Raw genomic sequence first — 20,658 nt, forward strand, 5'->3', positions numbered from 1 at the left:
GAGTAAAAAATGGGCGGCAAAGCAAGTTTATATATGGTTTTGGGGTTCAGTTTAATCTTTATGATAGTTGGGTATAATTTCAGCTCTTTAACCAGAAGGGCTGTTAATAATGAGTTTAACTATTATAATGAAACTATGGCTCACGATATTACAGTGAGCGGTGCAAATATGGCTTCAAATCAAATCTTTATGGATAAAACCTGGGATGATGGATATTCCAACCTTAGTTTTAATGGAGGGACTATAAATGTTGCAGTAAGCAGTTATGCAATCAATAAAGTTAAAGTCTTTGCTATTGGTACATACGGGAACGCCAGCGATACAATTCAAATTTTACTTCAGCCAAGCAGCTTTGCAAAGTTTGCGTACTACATGAACATTTTTCCGGGCAATTTATTTTTCTATACCGGGGATACTGTTTCCGGTCCGTTTCATACTCAACAAAAACTTTCTGTTAAAGGAAGACCCGTATTTTATGGTAAGGCATCAGCAAAAAACGGATTGCAATTAGTAAACAATAATCCCAAAACTAATCCTGAGTTTAATGGTGGATTCGAAAGTGGAATTGATATTCCTTTAGTAACCGATTTTAATACAACAAAAACTGCTGCCCAAGCCGGCGGAGCTGTTATTAAAAACAATAGTGGTGGTAAAATAGATGTTAAAATGACCTTTAATGCAGACGGGACTATGACCTTTAAAAAATCAACAAACAGCGGCAGTTCGTGGAGTGCTGATACAACTGTAAATTTAGCAACGTTTGCACCAAACGGAGTTATTTTTGTTGATAAGGGTAATGCTTATATCCAGGGTGTAGTAAACGGACAATATACAGTTGCAGTGGATCAATCATCTGGTTCTGGATCCGGAAATGTTTATTTAGAGGGCGACATTACTTACCATAATCCTCTTGTATACAATCCTGTTACGCATCTTTATGATGTTCAGGGGAATGACATGCTTGGTATTGTTGCTTCTAACAATGTACAAATTGTAGATAATGCAGCTAACAGAAGCAATATTAATATACACGCATCCATTCTTTCAATGAAAGGTGGATTGGGCTTAACTAATAATAATATGCCAGCAAGCGGGTCTATCAAATTAGTTGGTGGATTAATTGAATATCAATCGCAGATTACCGGGACAATAAATGGTTCTGGCACATTAACAAATGGGTACAATGAAAAAATTTATTTCGATCAGAGATTTAAAGATTCTGCTCCGCCATATTTTCCTACAACAGGTAAGTTAGAGGTTATTGCTTGGTATGAATCCACCTGGGTGCCAGATCCAAAAGATGACTGGAAATAGGATTTTATTTGCACAATAAATTTTTTAGAGCATCATTTAAATTGTTGTACTTAAATTGATAGCCATTTTGTAATAATTTTTGCGGTATAACTTTTTGTCCTGTTGTTATTAATTTTGATGCTTCACCAAAAAATATTTTAAATACAAATTCCGGAATATTTAAATAAGCAGGGCGATGTATTGCTTCACCAATCATTCGTGAAAATTCCTTCATTGTAACAAAATTTGGCGCCACTGCATTTACTGGTCCGGAAAAATTTTCATCGTCAAGGCACTTCAGATAAATGTTAACCAAATCTTTAATATGAATCCAGGAAATCCACTGTTTACCGCTGCCTAAAGGACCACCAATAAATAATTGATACGGCAAAATCATTTTTGCAAGTGCTCCTTCATTTTTTCCAAATACAAGACCGGTGCGAATGTTTACTCTTCTTATTCCAAAATTTTCCACTCGGGCTGCCGCTTCCTCCCATTTTTTACAAACATCAGCTAAAAAATCTGTTCCCCCTGGACTTTCTTCTGTAAATATATTTGAATCTGATGCGCCATAATATCCAATAGCGGAAGCGCATATTAAAACTTCTGGTCTATTTTCTACTTTACCAATTGCAGTTACCAATTCTTGTGTGCTTCTAATTCTACTTTCAATTATTTCCGCTTTTATATTTTTAGTCCATCTTCTACCACCAATTGCAGCGCCAGCTAAATGAATTATTGCGCCTTTGCCATCAATTATTTTTTCCCAATTGATCGGTTTTAAATAGTCCCATTCAATATAAGCAACTGCATCTGGGAGTATCTTTTTAGCTGCCGCCGGATTACGAACAAAGACTGTTATTTCATCACCGCGTATTTTTAATTCATTAAAAAGATATTTTCCGACTAATCCCGTAGCACCGGTAAGAATAACTTTCTTTTGCATTTAATCGCTCACTGGTTATCAACAACTAAATTAAAATAAAATTTATTCCAATAAAAGATTAGAAACCTTGAAAGTTTAAATAAACATTAGATAAATTTGTGCAGGAAAATTTCACATCAATTAAGGATAGTAATTGAAAACATTCATTGTACCTATTTTGTTCTTTATACTTTGCGGCGTCATTTTCCCACAGCAATTTCATTTGGAGGGAAAAGTATTTGGTGAAAAGAAAAGTAACCCGCTTAGTTTTGTAAATGTACGGGTATTAAATTCGATGTATGGCACAACCACAAACAGTGAAGGAAAATATCAGCTAAAACTAAAAGCCGGAAACTACAAATTGGTTGCTTCATTTATTGGATACATTTCTGATACAATATCGCTAAACGTGAACAAAAATTTTTCAGAAGTTGATTTCTATCTTAAACCGACTTCTCTTCACACTGAAGAAGTAGTTGTATTACCAGGAAAAAATCCTGCTCTTGAAATTATCCGGAAAGCAATTGAAAAGAAAAATTCCAGAATTGCAAAAATTAATAGCTATGAATTTCTGGCTTACACCAAAGGAGTAATCCGTTCAGATCAAGATATGAATGCTGGGGATAATTCCGTTTCACTTGGTTTGGGAAGAAGTTCAGACACATCCAAACTGAACATACAGGGAATATTAGAAAACCAGAGCCATGGATTTTTTAAGAAACCAGATTATTATAAAGAATTTATTATTGCCCAAAAGCAAAGTTCTAACTTTCCAGCGTCTGTTAATACACTTACCGGTGGAAGAATAATCCAAAACTTTTACAGCAACGATATAAAGTTTTTTAATCGCCCTCTAACCAGTCCACTGGCAGATAATGCGTTGAAGTATTATTACTATTACATTTACGATACGCTTGCCATCGATAAGGAAAAAGTTTTTCAAATTTATTTTGAGCCGGATTATAAAAGTGATCCCGGATTTACAGGATATCTTTTTATTACCGATAGCACATTTAACTTAATCAAGGTAGATGTTGAGTTAAACAGAGCAGCCAACGTAGGTGGAATTTTCGAAAAGGTAAATATCTTTCAACAGTTTGTACCTTATGGTGATGATATTTATATGCCGATAGATTACCGGCTTTTTATTAAGGCTAATGTTTTAGGATTGGTAAGAATTGGTTTAGAAGTAAATACAATTCTTTACGATTACAAAATTAACTCCGAAATAACAGACAACTTTTTTGATAAAGCAATTCTTACTGTGGAAACCGGCGCCGATAAAAAAGATTCCACTTATTGGAAGAATTCGTTAACAATTCCAACTACAGATGAAGAACTTAAAGCTTACAAAGCTATTGATAGCATCAAATCAATTCCAAAAAGTTTTTGGGATAATTTTCCCGGTAATTTGCTTAGCACACAAATAAATCTTAATGATAATTTTTCAATCAGTGGTCCGCTTTCATTTTACCATTTTAACCGGGTAGAAGGGCACGCTTTAGATTTTGGATTTTACTCCAGCCAGCTTTTTGATAAACGTTTTAATTCGAACCTGAATTTTAATTATGGCTTTTCTGATAAAAAATTTAAAACGGATTTAGCTGCATCATATCTTCTTGGAGATTACAGAACTTATAAACTTTCTTTTAACGCATTTAACAAGATGGCTGTACTTTTTCCAGAATCTGATGAATACAACGATCTGACTTCAACTGTGCTGGCATTATTCAGCAAATATGAATTCAGAAATTATTATTACACAAAAGGAATAGATTTTAAAATTTCCGGCGAGGTTTTTCCAATCTTGAATTTAGGACTTGGTTTTATCGCTCACAAAGATGATAGTGCTCAAGTTAATACTAATTATTCATTCTTTAGAAAAGATAAAAAGTGGAAAGACAACCAGAAAATTTATAATACAAACATCAATGCGGTAACTTTCAGTTTCGGTTTGGATTTCAGAAACTTTATTGAAGATGGTTACTTCCGCAGGAGAGTTTCCCAGGGGAATTCATATATTAAAATCGGTGGAGATGTTTTAATTAGCGATTCCAAAACTCTTAAGAGTGATATGGATTTTAAGAAATATTCTTTAACTATTGATGGAACGTTAAATACATTTAATTCAGCAAAATTTGTCTTCAAATATTTTACAAATTATTCTTATGGACCAGTTCCGTCTCAAATGATGTATGCCTTACCTGGCAATATTGATATCGTTTCTAAGAATTGGACATTTAGAACTGTTGGTGTTGGAGAATATTTTGGAGATAGGGTAACTACATTATTTATTGAGCATCAATTCGGAGATGAATTATTCAGACTTCTAAGGATCCCAACGATAGAGGATCTTGAACTTCAGCTTACTGGATTTTTTAACGTCGGGTGGATTGATGTTTCGTCTGAATCAAAAAATATTTTACCAAGCGTTAACAAATCGTTCATCAAACCGCTGATGGAAGCTGGATTTAGTATTGGACATGTTTTATTTCCGTTACGGCTGGAATTTACCTGGCGATTGAATTATACAGAAAAGAATAAATTTGTAATCGGGTTGAACACATTTATTTTTTAAAATAAAAAAGTCCCGATAAAAACCGGGACCCAATAATGCAGCTAATTAAAATTTTTTATTTCTGAGGTTTTGCTTCGTTAACGATAATATTACGGCCGCTAAGCATACTACCATTTAAAGCTTTAATTGCAGCATTTGATTCGGTTTCGTTTGGCATTTCTACAAATCCGAATCCCCTTGATTTTCCGGTCTGACGATCGGTAACAACTTTTGCTGAAACAACTTCACCAAAAGGCTCAAATGCAGTCTTTAAGATTTCGTCATTTACAGCCCACGGGAGATTTCCCACAAAGAGCTTAGTACTCATTAAACCAATACCTCTAAAAAGTTGAAAAAACAGTGTGCTATATACAGTGAGAAATATACTTTTAATTTTTTAAAAATCAAACAAATCATGTGGAGTGTTTCTTAGTAGTGTATCACACAAGCACTTTGTCTATTGCTTCAGATAGGTTTGATACTGGGATTACTTTTATCTTTCCTTTTACCAAAAGTGATTTAAAATTTTTATTTGGAATTATGATATAGTTAAATCCAAGCTTTTCCGCTTCCTGAATTCTTTTCTCGATGTTGCCGATACTTCTAACTTCACCGCCCAAACCAACTTCGCCAACCAAAACAAATTCTTTATTAACACTTCTTTCTAACAAACTGGAGGCAATGGCACAGCAAACAGCAAGATCAACTGCGGGCTCATCAATTTTAATTCCTCCAGCCATGTTTAAGAAAACATTATTGGCAGAAAGACGAAAGCCAGCGCGCTTTTCTAATACTGCAAGCAAAATGGAAAGTCGGCGGTAATCAAAACCAGTTGCTACTCTCTGCGGATTTCCAAAATTGGAAGGAGTAACTAATGCCTGAACTTCCAGAAGGATTGGTCTTGTGCCTTCCATACTTGATGTAACTGCTGAACCAGTTGTTTGATTATCTCTTTCGCTTAAAAATATTTCGCTGGGATTTTTAACTTCACTTAATCCAGTATCGTGCATTTCAAAAATTCCAATTTCATTTGTGCTGCCAAAGCGATTCTTTTCTGCGCGAAGTATTCGGTAGCTGTGGTGTCTTTCTCCTTCGAATTGAAGAACTGTATCAACTATATGCTCCAAAACTTTTGGACCGGCAATAATTCCTTCCTTGGTTACATGACCGATTAAAATCATAACCTGCTGTGTTGCTTTTGCAATTTGCATCAACGCCGAGGTGCATTCCCTTAATTGGGTTACTGTTCCCGCAGCATTGTCTAAAGATGAATTATAAACGGTTTGGATTGAATCTACAATAATAACATCCGGTGCAAGATTTTGAATTGCTGAAAGAATAATATCCAAATCAGTTTCTGCAAGTATGAAAAAATTTTCAGAATTAATTTTTAATCGTGTGGCTCTCAATTTTATCTGCTTGTTAGATTCTTCGCCGGTAACATAAAGAACTTTCCCTTTAATTTTATCAGCCGCCTGCATAACCAAAGTTGATTTCCCAATCCCCGGGTTGCCGCCAATTAAAATAACAGAGCCGGGCATTAAACCACCGCCCAAAACTCTATCAAACTCATTTATGTTTGTAGTTAATCTATCTTCTTCAGTTGATGAAATATCAACAAGCTTGTTAATTGTAAAACCTACTTTGAAAGAAGATTTTTTTTGTTTGTTAGTTTCCACCAATTCTTCTGCAAAAGTGTCCCATGCTTCGCACTCAGGGCACTTACCAATCCACTTAACTGATTCAAATCCGCAGTTTGAGCAGACATATTTGGTTTTAGTTTTTGTCTTATTCATATATTCTAAAAGTTAAATCCTTGGGTAGCAAGATGATTTTTAAAAACAGAGAGATCACAAAATTATTATTAAGTTCTGCTTCGGATTCTAAAAATTTTTCTGTCTCAAAGTTAGTTGTTAAAATCCTGTTCTTTTAATAAAATTATCAATCACCCTATCGTTGGAATTAAGCATCTGTTCCGGTGTTCCTTCAAAATAAATTTTTCCATCATGAATCATTGCGACTTTGTCGGCAACATTCCTAACAGTTACAATATCGTGTGTAACAACTATCGAGGTTACTTTCAATTTTGTGTTAAGCTCTTTTATCAAATCATCAATTGAATCGGACATAATGGGATCCAGCCCGGTTGTTGGTTCATCATATAAAATATAATCTGGATCGGTTACCAAAGCCCGTGCAAGCCCAACACGTTTTTTCATACCGCCAGAAAGTTCGGAAGGTTTTAATCCTTGAATATTAGATAGCCCCACAAGGTTCAACTTATGTTCAACGATTTTCTTTACATCAGGTTCTGCAATATCATGATTGTTTTCAACGATTGGGAGCGCTACATTTTCACCAACAGTCATCGAATCGAATAAAGCTGCACCTTGAAACAAGAATCCAAATTTTCTTCTTACCGCAAACAAATCGTTCCTGCTTAACTCAGAAATATTTTGATTATCAACTTTAACGAAACCTTCGTCCGGAAAGAGTAATCCAACGATATGTTTAATTAAAACACTTTTTCCGCAACCACTTCTGCCAATAATAGCAATCGTTTTACCGGTTTCAATAGTAAGATCAATTCCCAGTAAAACTTTTTTTTCTTTAAATTTCTTATGAAGATTATTAATTTCAATCATCGTGTAAAATAAGCTGCTCCAAATTCATTGGTAAATATAAATGAATTTTGGGAAAGTTATTTGAGTGATTCTATGTGGCGCATACTTGTTATTGGATGATGAATCCAAAGTTGGATGTAAAACAAGCAATTCTTTTTTTTAATTTTGGTGGAAATGTCTAAAACAAACGCAATAAGGATTCTTGAGGCAAATGGAATAAAACATTCTACTTATTCTTATGAATTTAGTGAAGATGAAATTGATGCATTATCTGTTGCAAAAAAAATTGAAGCAGATCCGGAATCGGTTTTTAAAACTTTAGTAACACGCGGGGATAAAAACGGGATTAACGTTTTTTGCATACCGGCAACTGCCGAACTTAATTTAAAGAAAGCAGCACTTGCCAGTGGGAATAAAAGTATAGAAATGATAAAGATGAAAGAAATACTTCCGCTTACTGGTTACATTCGCGGAGGCTGCTCCCCAATTGGTCTAAAGAAGGATTACCCAACTTACATTGATGAAACAGCGCAGCTTTTTGATGAAATATTTATTAGTGCCGGTATAAGAGGTATGCAAATAAAATTGTCACCAATTGATATTAAAGATTTGATTGAAGCAAAATTTGAAGATTTAATTTAGAATTAACAAATTATTTTATTCAGTTATGTTACGCATCGTTTGAAATTGGCAAAGGCTTTTTCTACTTTTAATAAAATGAAAGTGATATTGGTATGGTAGATCCAAAAACTATTTTAATTTTTTCAGATGATCCTGAAAGTATTAGCTTGTATCAAGCTACTTCTTCAGAATTGGGAAAGCAATTACTCTTTAAAAGCAAAAGCCTGGATTCGCTTCGGATTTTGTCAATTCAAAAATTTGATTTAATAATTTATGAATTTCAAAAACCCAATTTTTCTGAAATAGATTTTTTTGATTCACTTTATAGAATCGCCGTTGGAATTCCCATTTGCATTATTAGCGAATTTTTTTACGATACAAGGAATATTGTATTTGGAAATAAACCTGCTGCGTTTATTCTTAAACCACTTAACCTGGATAAAGTTATGTCACTTTTTGAAAATATTTTCGAACAGCCATATTCAATGGAATCCTTGTCCAACAAGGAAACTCAAATTCAATTTTCACTTCAGGCAAAAAAACTTTCGGTCTTATTAGAAATTTCAAAAAGAATAAACTCTAAGACCGATCTTGACGATTTGCTAAATACTATCATTAGCATTTCTTTAGATATTTTAAATGCTGAACGAGCAACTTTATTTATTCTTGATAAAGGAAAAAATCAACTTTGGTCCAGGGTAGGTACCAATATAAATTATAGTGAAATAAGATTTCCTTCTGATCAGGGAATTGCTGGAGAAGTAGCCATTACAGGCGCCTCACAAATAATAGATAGTCCGTATCTTCATCCAAAATTTAATAAAGAGATTGACGCTCAAACAGGATTTGTAACCCGGAATATTCTTTGTGTTCCTTTGAAAAACTTAAAAGGCGATATAATTGGTGTATTCGAAACGATAAATAAAAAAGAAGGAAATTTTACTAAAGACGATGAGGATTTCATTAATATTCTGGCTGTAAATACTGGTATCTCTTTAGAAAACACATTACTTCAGGAAAAACTTGTTAAACAATTTAAGGAGCTTCAACATTCGTATGAGGAGTTGTACATTTCGCAAAAAGTAATGATAAAGGAGGCTAAGTTTTCTACTTTATCGGAAATACACGGATATATTAAGAATGAAAATAATGCTTTAACTATATCCCGTGAATTAGAAGAAATTAAATCTGAAATTCCGGAAAACTTGAAATTAAGGAAAAACATTTCAAGCGTAGCAGAATCGTTAAAGAGTTCATTTAAAAGATTAGAAAATTATTTAGATTCAATGAAGAAAAATCTTTGATTTGAATTACATTCCTTAAAACAATTGTTCTAAGAACGATAGTTTATTTCCTGGCGAAAATCCTACGCAAAATTTTTTCATTTGTCAATTCTTTTAATGCATCTTTTGCAATCCACTTTGCGGATTTGGAATCAATTGTAAGTATTTGATTAGCAACTTCTATTGCTTTTTGATTAAGAAAAACGCTGCGCTTTCCTATTTGACGCAATGCCCAATTAACGGCTTTCCTAACAAAATTTCTTTCGTCTGTTGCCTCTCTTATTATAATCGGGAAAAATTTTTCAAATTCCTTGTCATCATCCTTTTTATTGTGAATAGAGAGTGTAGCCATCAAAACAAACCCTGCACGTTTTACAAATTCTTCTTCTCTTTCACTCCATTCAAATGCTTTTTGATAAGCAAAGCTGGTTTTATCAAATAAGTTGCTGCAGCATTGGTCGCAAATATCCCACGACTTGAATTCTTTTACCCACTTTTCCATTTGCTTTTCAGTAACCTTATCCGGCTCATCTATCATTGTAGCAAGCAAGCGGGCTTCGTGAATTTTAGTCTTCCATAATTCTAAAGAAAGACGATGATTCTTACCAATCAGTTTTGCAAACGGTCTCAGTTTATTAATTGTAACCCCATAAATGATTGGCGAACTGATTGCAAATCGTGCCATTCCTTCAACTGCTTTTGGATTGGCGTTGCTCTTAATCCATTTTAAAACTTGTTCTAATTCCATTATTTCATTTAAATAGTTTTAACTTAAAAGAGGTCAAAAATTATTGATTTGTGTCACTTTATAAAGATTTTTCTTCCATGTAACAAAATATTTCTTTACCAATAATATAGATGCGGACATAAAAAATTGACGTGGAGGAAAAATGAAAAAACTTGCAGCACGACTTTACTTTTGGATAATTTTGACTTTAATTGTTTTTTTGTTTTTAATGATTGGAAACCTGAATACAAGCGAAAATAATAATCAGCTTCATATCAGTCCCATATTAAAAGCAAATGATTCATTGTTTAAGAAACAGACTGATACAACTAATTACCAGTTAACAAAAAACATCTCAAATGAAAAAAATAGATCCTTATCTGAAATTAAACGATAGAATTTATAAAATCTCTTTTATTCTTTTTGCTGTTTCTGTCGTTTATATTTACCCATCAACTGTCCTTGCGCAAGAATGTGACCTTTCATTGCATCAAGAAGTTCATTTTTAGTTGCACCGGCTTTAAGATGAAGAACTACATCGAGCGCATAGATTTTAAAGTAATAATGATGAATACCGGAAGGAGGACAGGGACCACCGTAAGTTATCGTGTGAAAATTATTGGTGCCCATCAGTGCTTCGTCTGGTAAATTTCGGTTTGCACTTGTTTCTTCTCTTAACGCGAATATACTTGGTGGAATATTAAAAACCACCCAATGGACCCAGTCGCCCGAAGGTGCATCCGGATCATCAGATATCAAGGAAAAGGATTTTATTCCTTTTGCTTCTGTCCGCCAAGTAATAGGAGGAGATACATTTTTTCCATCGCAAGTATATTTGGATGGAATCATCTCTCCTTCTTTGAAGGCAGAACTTGTAACTTTGATTTCCATTTTCTTTCCTTTTAAAACAGTTTGTGAAAAAGAAATGCAAGTAATTATTGAAAGAGATATAAAAAGAAAGATACTTTTATACATACTTTCTCACTAAACTTAAATTGCACTTTTTTGGATCGATTGAAATATATAATATTCCACGACAAGAGCAAAGTTAAGTTTTAGGTAATGCGCCCAATTACTAAGCTGTATTTATTAAGAGGTTCTTGAAAAATGCTTTTTAGCTTAATATTAAAGCAATATGAAAGTTTCGTTATTAATAATCTCATAAATGAGTCCACTCTAAAAAGGGCATTCCCGTTAAAACCTGCTTGCAGCAGGCAAGCGGGAATCCAAAAACCTTTATAAATAAAATAGATTCCCGCTCCCACCTACCGCTGGCAGGTTTGTGGGGATGACAACTGGGCAATATTAGCTTATTAGACCGGACTCATTAATCAAAACTGAACTTTTCATTTAATTTTTTATTTTTTATTGGTAATTTTGTCTATCTTCTTTTAGATAATAAATGTGGTAAAGCTTGGAAACAAATATTCAAAATAATAAATTAGAATTATTGGGTAAATTAGCCGCAACGCTTTCGCACGAAATTAGAAATCCGCTTTCTGTACTTAAACTAAATCTGCATTATCTTAAAACATATATCGAAAATCTTAATGAAGAAAATGTTGAGTTGATAACTACTTGTGAAATTTCACTTGATAGAATTACAAACCTGGTAGAAAACATTCTGGAATTTTCTAGACGCCCGGTTGATGACCTCGAAGTAATTTCATTAAAAGAAATAATTGATCAGGCACTGATAGTTCTCAATCCAATTATTATGCGTCAATCAATAAGTATAATAAAAGAATTTGAAGAAAATACTAATCCACTTCGATTAAACAGGAATAAAATTTTGCAGGTTGTTTTGAACTTGCTTTCCAACGCAATTGAGGCAAGTACCAGGGGAAGCAAAATAATTTTATGCACATACAGAATAGAAATGAATGGAAGCAGTTATGTCATTGTAGAGTTTCAGGATTTTGGTGTTGGAATTTCTGATTCAGATAAAGAAAAAATATTTCAGGAATTTTTTACTAAAAAGGTACAGGGTACCGGTTTAGGGCTTAGTGTTTGCAAAACAATTCTTAAGGAATTTAATGCTGAAATTTACTTTGAATCAATGCTTGGCTCAGGAACTAAATTCTTTTTAAAATTTCCTTTAGATGATAATAGGTAACTTTATGAATTATCGTATTCTAATAGTTGATGATGACGATCTTTTTTCTGTTGCGCTAAAGCGAATCTTAGAAAAGATGAATTATGATGTACAAATTTGTCTGGATGCCAGCAGAACTTTTAACATCGTGGAATCTTTTGAACCGGATTTAATATTATTAGATATTTATCTTACTACGCACGATGGAATAGAAATATTAAAGGAACTTCAAAAAGCTCACTCTCAAATTCCGGTAATTATGATAACTGGTTACTCCGATGTTAAAATAGCAGTTAAAGCAATGAAGCTTGGTGCATACGATTTTCTGCTTAAACCTATCGATCTGGATCAGTTGAACAGTGCGCTCGCAAAAATAATTTCGCATATCGATCTTAAAAATGAAGTAATGATGTTCCGGACAATACTTTCATCGGAACAAGAAATTAAAAAAGAATTCTTTGGCAAAAGCAGAAGTATCTCAAAAGTAATTCATTCAGTGGAAAAGTTGGCTGCGAGTGATAATACCACCATCCTTCTTGAAGGTGAAAGCGGGACCGGTAAAGAAGTGTTTGCCCAATTCATTCATCAAAAAAGTCCGCGTAACAGCCGTGTATTTATTCCTGTAAACTGTGCTACCATTACCAAGGAACTTGCTGAAAGTGAATTATTTGGACACGAGAGAGGAGCGTTCACCGGTGCAGCACAAAAAACAAAACTTGGTAAGTTCGAACTTGCAAACGGAGGAACAATTTTACTTGATGAAATTGGCGAGCTTAACTTAGATCTTCAGGTAAAGCTGCTTAGAGTATTACAGGAAAAAAAATTTTACAGGCTTGGTGGCGAAAAGGAGATATCAGTTGATGTAAGAATACTTGCTGCTACAAATAGAAATTTAGAAGAAGAAGTTCAGAAAGGAAATTTTAGAGAAGATTTATTTTACAGGTTAAATGTTGCCCGCATAATTATTCCTCCATTGAGAGAAAGAAGGGAGGATATACCAATCCTTGTTTATTCTTTTATGAATGAATTTTCCCAAAAGTTTTCTAAAAAAATTACAGGCATCGAAGGTGGCGCGCTGGAATTCCTTCAGAATCAGTACTGGAAAGGTAATGTGCGCGAGCTAAGAAACGCTATGGAAAGAGCAATTTTAATGATGGATGATGGGGAATTGAAACTTGTACAATTTAATTTCTTAACAGAAGAAGGGAAAGGGAAAGGAAGAGACGAAGATAAATTTGTGCTTAAAATTCCAAGACAAGGTGTTTCAATTGATTCAGTAATTAAATTCTTAATTCTTCAAACACTCGACATTACAAAGGGTAATCAGGTAAGAGCAGCAAAAGTGCTTGGGCTTTCGCGTTCAAAATTACGATACCGGATGACACAGCTTGGAATTGAGGTTACTAAAAAAGTTAGTTGAAGAGTTATCGGTTATAAAAATTGCAAAACGCATTTCCTCAACTCGGAACCAAATATCAAAACTCCAAATCTAAAAATCCAAATTGACGTACACGTTTGTTTGATTACGATTTGTGCCATTGACATTTACAATTTGATTGATTCTATTACCTCAAAGCGAGAAAATTTTCCGCCATATAATTTACCTGGTTTATTAAAACAACTAAGTTGAAACTAACAGCAACCCATTCTTATTGGTGTTAATCCAATCCAATTGGCTAATATTCCACATTTTCATTTCAATTAAATGTATTAAATACTAAAAAAATATGGGCATTATTATTGTCCATCCCCTCTAAGTTTGAAAATAATATTCGATAATAATTTTGAATATCATTTAAATCGCATCATAGGAATAGAAATGCAAGAAGTAATGGACACTTATCAAGACGATATATTGAGGCTAAATTCTGATGATCCGGCTACACGCCGGGAAGCCGCTGAAAAGTATTTGACGGAAGATTTGCCCGATGAATTAGCAAAGCTGTTATGTACAAAAATGTCTGATGAAGATAAAGGATTTAGAGACGTTGTTGGTTTTGCTTTAACATTCAGCAACAATCCGCAAATCCCCGTGTTCTTAGTTCCTTATATCTCGTCTCCGGATATTTCCGTAAGAAATCTTGCCGGGGAAATTCTTATAAAAAGAGGAAGCGGTTCTATAGATGCATTACTGCGATATCTTAAAGAAGGTGATGATGATGACAAAAAATTTATTATAGATATTTTGGGTTTGATTGGTGACTCCGCCCCAGCCGATGTAATACAAAATCTTTTACACGAATCCCCGAACGAAAATGTTATATTAGCCTGCATTGAAGCACTTGGTAACATCCAAAGGTTGGAAGCGCTTGATGATATTATGTCGTTCTATGATAAAAATGAATTGTTCCGCCCAACAGTTATTGAGGCAATAGGTAAAGTTGGTGAAAATAAATCGTTAGAATTTATTTTAGATAAATATAATTTAGCTGATGATCTGACCAAATTTTCTATGCTGGAAATATTAGGAAGAATTGGTGATGAAACTACTTTCTTTTTCCTTTTAGCTGAACTTGGTAACATTACTGCACCGCTTACCTGGGCTGCAATAACATCCATTAAAAATTTAAAAGAAAAGCTTTCGCTTGATGTTCCTTATGATGAATCCACAAAGAATGCAATTTTAAGCACACTTCATCATGGGGAAATTGATTATCAGCGAGCCGCATCCGCCCTACTAACTTTTTTTAAGGACAAAGATATTCTTGCTGCAAGTTTTAAAATCTATGGTTTCGATCCGGAAATTGATGAGAATATAAAAGCGAACTTCTTTATTAATAAAAAAATTTTCTTCTCGGAAATTATCAACTATATAAAACCAAATTCAGTAAATCTAAAACAACTGCTCGATCTTATTAAACAAATGACTGATATAGATGGTGATGAGTTTGGAAAATTATCTCAATTAGAACAACATAATTTTTGCTCTTCATTAGCCGATCTTCTTTCCCATTCGGATGAAGAAGTAAGAAGAATTTCGATGGAACTGATTTTTGCTCTGGACGAATCCACGGCATTTATCTTTATAGATCTCTTATGTTCAGATAGCAATGTATGGAATAAGATGAAACTGTTGGATATTCTGGAAAATATTTTTAATGAAGAAGCCAATAAGGCGCTTAAAACTTTGATTAACGATGAAGAAGAAATGGTGAAAGAAAGAGCCATAATGGCATTAAATCAAAGAAGGATTTTAAATTAATGCAGGGATTGCAGAATGTTAAACCAGTATAACGCCGCGCCTGTACCCAATAACGTTTATCCCAACTTTAAGTTGAAAAATGATAATGTTCTTTCAGACAAATCGTTTGAAGAATGGCGGCAATACATCTACAGTTTATGTGGAATTTATTTTCAAGACAATAAAAAATATTTGCTTGAAAGCAGACTGCAGAAAAGGATGACGCATATTGGGATAGAAGATTTTGAGAAGTACCTTGAATATTTGAAGTTTGGTACTAATAGAATGAACGAACAGAAATATATGTTCGAGGCAATAACTATAAATGAAACTTACTTTTTCCGGAACCAACCACAGTTAGATGCACTTGTTTCTAACATTGTACCGGATATTTATTCTTTCAAATCGAAGATTTCTAATAATAAAATTAGAATCTGGAGCGCAGCAAGTTCATCTGGTGAAGAAGCATATTCCATTGCCGTAGTTCTAAATGAACTGATTAAACCTAAATATCCATCTTTGGAATTTGAGATTGTTGGTACCGATATAAATAATGCAGTTGTTGAAACAGCAAAGAAAGGTATTTACAGAGATTATTCAATAAGGAATGCCCCGGCATATTATCTTAAAAAATATTTTAAATCAAATAACGGTTATTTTGAATTTGATCCTACCCTGAAACAGAGAGTAAGCTTTAAGATTGTGAACCTGTTAGATGATATAGCAATGAGAGCAATGGCAAATTTTGATGTTATCTTCTGCGCAAATGTACTTATATATTTCGATCTGAGAGCCAAAATTAAGGTAATATCTAAGTTGTATGATTCATTAAACAAAAACGGATATTTGTTTATTGGTTATTCAGAAACCTTACACGGAGTATCTAAAGCGTTTAAATTGGTTAGTTATCCTAAAACAATAGGTTATAAAAAGGAGTAGGTTAATGAAAAAGGTGATACTCATCGCCGACGATTCACCTACGATAAGAAAATTCGTAAGTGTAGCTTTAAGCATTAGAGGATTTGAGGTTGTTTCAGCTTCCGACGGAATGGAAGCGGTTGAAAAGCTTCCTCTGCAAAACATCGATCTTGTAATAACAGATTTGAATATGCCGAACATCGATGGTTATGAATTAATTAAAACAATTCGGCAAGACGTAAGATATAAGGAAACACCAATTATTATTCTTTCTTCACTTTCTAAAAGTGCAGAAATAGAAAAAGGATTGGCGTCCGGTGCAAACTCGTATCTTATTAAACCATTCGATCCTAAAAGAATTCAATATGAAGTTGCCAAATACTTGAATTAGAAAAAGGGAAAAAGATGTCCATTAAATTTTTAGTAGTAGATGACTCAGTTACAATGCGCAGGATAGTAACAAACTCACTTAAAACACTTGGGTACGATAGTTTTATAGAAGCCTGCGACGGTAGAGAAGCAATTGGTAAACTGGCGGTAGAACGCGATATAAATTTTGTTATTACTGATTGGAATATGCCGGTATTAAGCGGGCTGGAATTAACCAAGTCAATACGCAGCGATCCTGCCACAGAAAAAATTCCTATTCTTATGGTAACAACCCGCGGTGTTAAAGAAGATATAATTGAAGCTTTACAGGCGCGGGTTTCCAATTACATTGTTAAACCATTTACACCACAGATTCTTAAAGAAAAGATTGATCAAATTTTAGCGGCAATCTGAACGAGGATTTTATGAACACATCACCAACAAATATGAATTCGCTTTTTGAAAAACTTAATGATTTGAAATCTATATTCAAGTTTACAGAAAAAGTTGTCCCAATAATTCAAAGTCTAACAGAATTTATGAAGGAGGTTGTTCCACTTCTTGAAAATATAAACACCTCCATAGCAGACAGCACATCAAAAATACCACAGGCGTCTAATCAAATTAAAAATGTAACCAGCGCTACAGAACTTGCTACCACAGAAATATTAGATCTTGTTGATGAAATTACCGGCAATCTTAAAAAATCAGAAACTATCCTAAATAACGTAATGGTAAATTGGAAACAAGAAAATCAAACGCTGGTTCAGTTACGTGCTCTTGTAAAAGATAATGAGAAAGCAGCAAAACTTTTGGAAGAATATGTTTCTGAAAACGATTATACCAATCAGTTAAAAGATGTTATAAAGATTCTTGTAAAATCTAATAACGACACTTATAAAATAACACTCTCATTACAAGTTCAGGATATAACAGCCCAACAACTTGCTGCCGTAAATCATCTTATTCAATCAGTCCATGCAAAACTGGCATCTTTAATAGATAATATTGAGCATGCCGAATTGGATGATGATATTAAGATTATTAAACAAGAACTTGATGAACAGGCGCATTATGATCCTAACGCATCTTACCTTAACTCTGCTGGAAAACAAAATGAAGTTGATGAAATAATAAACCTGCAAGGTGCAAAAACATCACAGGAAGAAATAGATAAGCTTTTTAGATAATACTATGGAGAATGAATTACAATTTAGCTTGTTGAATGATCCGGATATGAAAGAGATTTTTGAAAGTTTTGTTATTGAAACTAAGGAAATTCTTGAAAAGCTGGATCTCAACCTTGTTGATCTGGAAAAACGATCCCAGGATACAGAACTTCTTAACGATATTTTCAGATCATTCCATACCGTTAAAGGCACGGCTGGATTTCTGGGTTTAGATAAACTTACTTTCCTAACTCATCATGCGGAAGATATTTTAAATAAACTACGCAAGCTTGAAGTATTGTTAGATGATGAAATTATGAATGCCATACTTCTTGCATATGACAGTATGAAAGAACTTGTTTTGCACATTGAATCGAACAAGAATGAAGAAATTAATGTTGATGAAGCAGTTGAAGCATTAAAGATTGTTCTCTCCAGATGCGAAAGTAAAAGTGCAGCCCAATCGGATATTGAAATTGAAACACAAACCACAGCAATTCAATCGGGGGAAATTCAGAATAAAGTATCGGAATTAGTTGAAGTAGATGAAATACCGGATTTAACTTGTGAAATTACTCCGGAAAAAATAAATATTTCCAAGCAAGAAAAAATAATTGAAGCGGCACATAAAAAGGGTGATAATACAATCCGTGTTGATGTAGAGCGCCTGGATGAATTGGTGAATATTGTTTCTGAATTAGTTCTTGGCAGAAATCGTTTAAGCCAAATATATCACGAAGCTTCCATTGATTATGAAGGTACTAAATTATCGCGCGATCTTGCAGAAACTTCCCGGCATATGGATTTGATGACAACTGAACTTCAGCTTGCAGTTATGAAAACAAGAATGATAAAGATTGGCAAAGTATTTAATAAATTTCCCCGGCTTGTACGCGACTTAAGCAAAGAAACAAAAAAAGATATTGAACTTGTTATCCATGGAGAAGAAACTGAACTTGATAAAACTTTAATAGAAGAAATAAATGATCCGCTTGTTCACCTTGTCCGCAATTCTATTGATCATGGAGTAGAACTTCCGGAAGATAGAATCAAAAAACAAAAGCCGGCTAAGGGAACCATAACTTTAGCCGCAGAGCACGAAGGCAATAACATCATCATTACAATTCAGGATGATGGTAAAGGAATTGACCCTGAAAAGATAAAAGAAAAAGCGATTGAAAAAGGACTTCTTAATAAAGAAAGAGCTAAGGAGTTAACAAAGCAGGAAATTTTTAATCTTATTTTCTTGCCCGGATTTTCTACCGCAGAAAAAGTAACAAACATCTCCGGGCGTGGTGTTGGAATGGACGTTGTAAAAACCAACATTACAAAATTGCGTGGAATTATTAATGTTGATTCGGAAGTTGATAAAGGAACAAAGATAATCCTAAAGTTGCCTTTAACGCTTGCAATAATTCAAGGCTTACTGGTTGGAATAAACAAGGAAACAGTTATCATTCCATTGAATTCAGTAATCGAAGTAGTTCGTGTTTCTTCTGAACAAATCCATACAATAAACAAAAAAGAAGTAATCCAATTAAGGGATTCAGTTCTTCCGCTAATAAATATTCATAAACTATTGTTTAAATTTGCAAGTAATGGACACGATAGAACCTGGCAATATGTGGTTGTTGTAGGAATTGCGGAAAAACGGTTCGGAATAAAAGTCGATATGCTGCTTGGTCAAAAAGAAGTAGTAATTAAATCACTTGGAAGTTATTTGGGAAACATACAAGGAATAGCTGGCTCTACAATTATGGGTGATGGAAAAGTAGTTGTAATATTGGATCTGGCTGAGCTAATTAACAACTTAAGAGAATAATGATAACAAGAAAAATAAAAGTTCTTGTTGTTGATGATTCCGCATTTATGCGCAAATCATTAAGTATGATGTTGGAATCTGATCCGGAGATTGAAGTAATTGCTACGGCAAGGGATGGTCTGGAAGGGATTGAATTAGCAAAACGATTATCACCAGATCTGATTACCCTTGATATTGAAATGCCAAAGATGGATGGGCTGACAGCGCTGCAAAGAATAATGGCAGAACATCCAACTGCAGTTATGATGGTAAGTTCTTTAACAACTGATGGAGCTGATGCAACATTAAAAGCTCTGGAGCTTGGCGCAATTGATTTTATTCCAAAGGAAATGTCTTTTGTTAGCGTTAATATCGTTAAGATAAAATTAGATCTTATTCAAAAAGTAAAATCGATTGTAAGACAGCAAGAACATAAAGCCCGGTTAGTACGTTTAAGAGAAATTACTCACAAAATCCAGGTTGATGTTGTTCCGCCAACAAAGTCGGAAAAACTTCCATCTAAATTTTATAAGGCAATTGCGCTCGGTATTTCTACCGGTGGTCCATTATCACTTCAGAAAGTAATTCCGCAGCTATCAAAAAAAGTTAATTGCCCTATTTTTATAGTACAGCATATGCCGCCAAAGTTTACAAAGTCGCTGGCAGATCGATTAAATGGACTGAGTGCCCTTGAAGTAAAGGAAGCCGAAAATGCAGAGACTGTAAAAGGCGGAATAGTATATATTGCACCGGGTGGTTTTCATATGCACATAGAAAATGGTTCCTTTAGTTCGATTAAAATAAGAATCTCAGAAGAGCCGGCAGATACACTCCATCGCCCATCTGTTGATGTAATGATGGATTCGGTTGTTAAAGTGTATGGCAAGAGTACGCTTGGAATAATTATGACCGGTATGGGTAAAGATGGTTTTGAAGCAATGAAAGAATTGAAAAGTTTGGGTGGAAATACAATTGCGCAAGATGAAGATAGTAGTGTTGTTTATGGCATGCCAAAAGCAATTGTTGATGGCGGGTTAGCAGATTTAATTTTGCCATTGGAAAGAATTTCAGAAATTATAAACATGGCGTTTTAAT

20 protein-coding genes are annotated in these 20,658 nt (G+C 34.0%); 14 read left to right on the top strand and 6 right to left on the bottom strand.

All coding sequences use genetic code 11. From position 1 onward, the window contains the following. Window positions 1-9: 9 nt before the first annotated feature. Window positions 10-1,314, top strand: coding sequence for a hypothetical protein (locus NTX22_10770; protein MCX6150998.1), 1,305 nt, complete (start codon window positions 10-12; stop codon window positions 1,312-1,314). Between the two features lie 4 nt (window positions 1,315-1,318). Here NTX22_10770 and NTX22_10775 read toward each other — a convergent pair whose 3' ends face one another. Beyond that, window positions 1,319-2,239 (bottom strand): TIGR01777 family oxidoreductase, encoded by a 921-nt coding sequence (locus NTX22_10775; protein ID MCX6150999.1) that lies wholly within the window; start codon window positions 2,237-2,239, stop codon window positions 1,319-1,321. Between the two features lie 133 nt (window positions 2,240-2,372). Between NTX22_10775 and NTX22_10780 the strand changes: the two genes are divergently transcribed. Further along, the gene (locus NTX22_10780; protein MCX6151000.1) at window positions 2,373-4,796 is read left to right on the top strand and encodes a DUF5686 family protein; all 2,424 of its coding nucleotides are present in this window, start codon (window positions 2,373-2,375) and stop codon (window positions 4,794-4,796) included. 55 nt (window positions 4,797-4,851) lie between these two features. Here the strand turns inward: NTX22_10780 and NTX22_10785 are convergent, their stop codons facing one another. From NTX22_10785 to NTX22_10795, 3 genes are all read right to left on the bottom strand, one after another. Then, window positions 4,852-5,103, bottom strand: coding sequence for an RNA-binding protein (locus NTX22_10785; GenBank protein ID MCX6151001.1), 252 nt, complete (start codon window positions 5,101-5,103; stop codon window positions 4,852-4,854). Window positions 5,104-5,215: 112 nt separating this feature from the next. Next, window positions 5,216-6,571, bottom strand: coding sequence for a DNA repair protein RadA (gene radA / locus NTX22_10790; GenBank protein MCX6151002.1), 1,356 nt, complete (start codon window positions 6,569-6,571; stop codon window positions 5,216-5,218). Between the two features lie 117 nt (window positions 6,572-6,688). Further along, a complete protein-coding gene (locus tag NTX22_10795; GenBank protein MCX6151003.1) occupies window positions 6,689-7,420 on the bottom strand; it encodes an ABC transporter ATP-binding protein in 732 nt (243 codons plus the stop codon). A gap of 153 nt (window positions 7,421-7,573) precedes the next feature. Here NTX22_10795 and ybaK point away from each other — a divergent pair, with 153 nt between their 5' ends. Both ybaK and NTX22_10805 read left to right on the top strand, forming a co-directional pair. Continuing rightward, window positions 7,574-8,041: a Cys-tRNA(Pro) deacylase gene (ybaK, locus tag NTX22_10800; GenBank protein MCX6151004.1), complete on the top strand. Its 468-nt coding sequence runs from the start codon at window positions 7,574-7,576 to the stop codon at window positions 8,039-8,041. Between the two features lie 92 nt (window positions 8,042-8,133). Then, window positions 8,134-9,324: a GAF domain-containing protein gene (locus tag NTX22_10805; GenBank protein MCX6151005.1), complete on the top strand. Its 1,191-nt coding sequence runs from the start codon at window positions 8,134-8,136 to the stop codon at window positions 9,322-9,324. A gap of 43 nt (window positions 9,325-9,367) precedes the next feature. Here the strand turns inward: NTX22_10805 and NTX22_10810 are convergent, their stop codons facing one another. Beyond that, a complete protein-coding gene (locus NTX22_10810; GenBank protein MCX6151006.1) occupies window positions 9,368-10,051 on the bottom strand; it encodes a DNA alkylation repair protein in 684 nt (227 codons plus the stop codon). A gap of 142 nt (window positions 10,052-10,193) precedes the next feature. On the opposite strand from NTX22_10810, the gene NTX22_10815 reads away from it, so the two are divergent. Next, window positions 10,194-10,427 (top strand): hypothetical protein, encoded by a 234-nt coding sequence (locus NTX22_10815; protein MCX6151007.1) that lies wholly within the window; start codon window positions 10,194-10,196, stop codon window positions 10,425-10,427. Window positions 10,428-10,444: 17 nt separating this feature from the next. On the opposite strand, the gene NTX22_10820 is transcribed toward NTX22_10815, so the two are convergent. Next, on the bottom strand, window positions 10,445-10,921 hold the full coding sequence (locus tag NTX22_10820) for a YbhB/YbcL family Raf kinase inhibitor-like protein (protein ID MCX6151008.1): 477 nt from the start codon (window positions 10,919-10,921) through the stop codon (window positions 10,445-10,447). A 523-nt stretch (window positions 10,922-11,444) separates the two neighbouring features. Between NTX22_10820 and NTX22_10825 the strand changes: the two genes are divergently transcribed. The 9 genes from NTX22_10825 (at window position 11,445) to NTX22_10865 (ending at window position 20,657) form a co-directional block, all read left to right on the top strand. Continuing rightward, window positions 11,445-12,146 (top strand): HAMP domain-containing sensor histidine kinase, encoded by a 702-nt coding sequence (locus NTX22_10825; GenBank protein ID MCX6151009.1) that lies wholly within the window; start codon window positions 11,445-11,447, stop codon window positions 12,144-12,146. Between the two features lie 4 nt (window positions 12,147-12,150). Next, on the top strand, window positions 12,151-13,545 hold the full coding sequence (locus NTX22_10830) for a sigma-54 dependent transcriptional regulator (GenBank protein MCX6151010.1): 1,395 nt from the start codon (window positions 12,151-12,153) through the stop codon (window positions 13,543-13,545). 399 nt (window positions 13,546-13,944) lie between these two features. Further along, window positions 13,945-15,327: a HEAT repeat domain-containing protein gene (locus tag NTX22_10835; protein ID MCX6151011.1), complete on the top strand. Its 1,383-nt coding sequence runs from the start codon at window positions 13,945-13,947 to the stop codon at window positions 15,325-15,327. A 15-nt stretch (window positions 15,328-15,342) separates the two neighbouring features. Next, window positions 15,343-16,245, top strand: coding sequence for a protein-glutamate O-methyltransferase CheR (locus NTX22_10840; GenBank protein MCX6151012.1), 903 nt, complete (start codon window positions 15,343-15,345; stop codon window positions 16,243-16,245). 4 nt (window positions 16,246-16,249) lie between these two features. Beyond that, window positions 16,250-16,615, top strand: a complete 366-nt coding sequence (locus NTX22_10845; protein ID MCX6151013.1) for a response regulator — start codon at window positions 16,250-16,252, stop codon at window positions 16,613-16,615. 14 nt (window positions 16,616-16,629) lie between these two features. Then, on the top strand, window positions 16,630-17,007 hold the full coding sequence (locus tag NTX22_10850) for a response regulator (GenBank protein ID MCX6151014.1): 378 nt from the start codon (window positions 16,630-16,632) through the stop codon (window positions 17,005-17,007). 11 nt (window positions 17,008-17,018) lie between these two features. Beyond that, a complete protein-coding gene (locus NTX22_10855; GenBank protein MCX6151015.1) occupies window positions 17,019-17,783 on the top strand; it encodes a protein phosphatase CheZ in 765 nt (254 codons plus the stop codon). Between the two features lie 4 nt (window positions 17,784-17,787). After that, the gene (locus NTX22_10860) at window positions 17,788-19,584 is read left to right on the top strand and encodes a chemotaxis protein CheA (protein MCX6151016.1); all 1,797 of its coding nucleotides are present in this window, start codon (window positions 17,788-17,790) and stop codon (window positions 19,582-19,584) included. Then, a complete protein-coding gene (locus tag NTX22_10865; protein MCX6151017.1) occupies window positions 19,584-20,657 on the top strand; it encodes a chemotaxis response regulator protein-glutamate methylesterase in 1,074 nt (357 codons plus the stop codon). Before NTX22_10860 ends, NTX22_10865 begins: the two co-directional genes overlap by 1 nt. The last annotated feature ends 1 nt before the right edge of the window (window position 20,658 follow it).

The organism is Ignavibacteriales bacterium (assembly GCA_026390815.1).
In the GTDB taxonomy this organism is placed as follows: domain Bacteria; phylum Bacteroidota; class Ignavibacteria; order Ignavibacteriales; family SURF-24; genus JAPLFH01.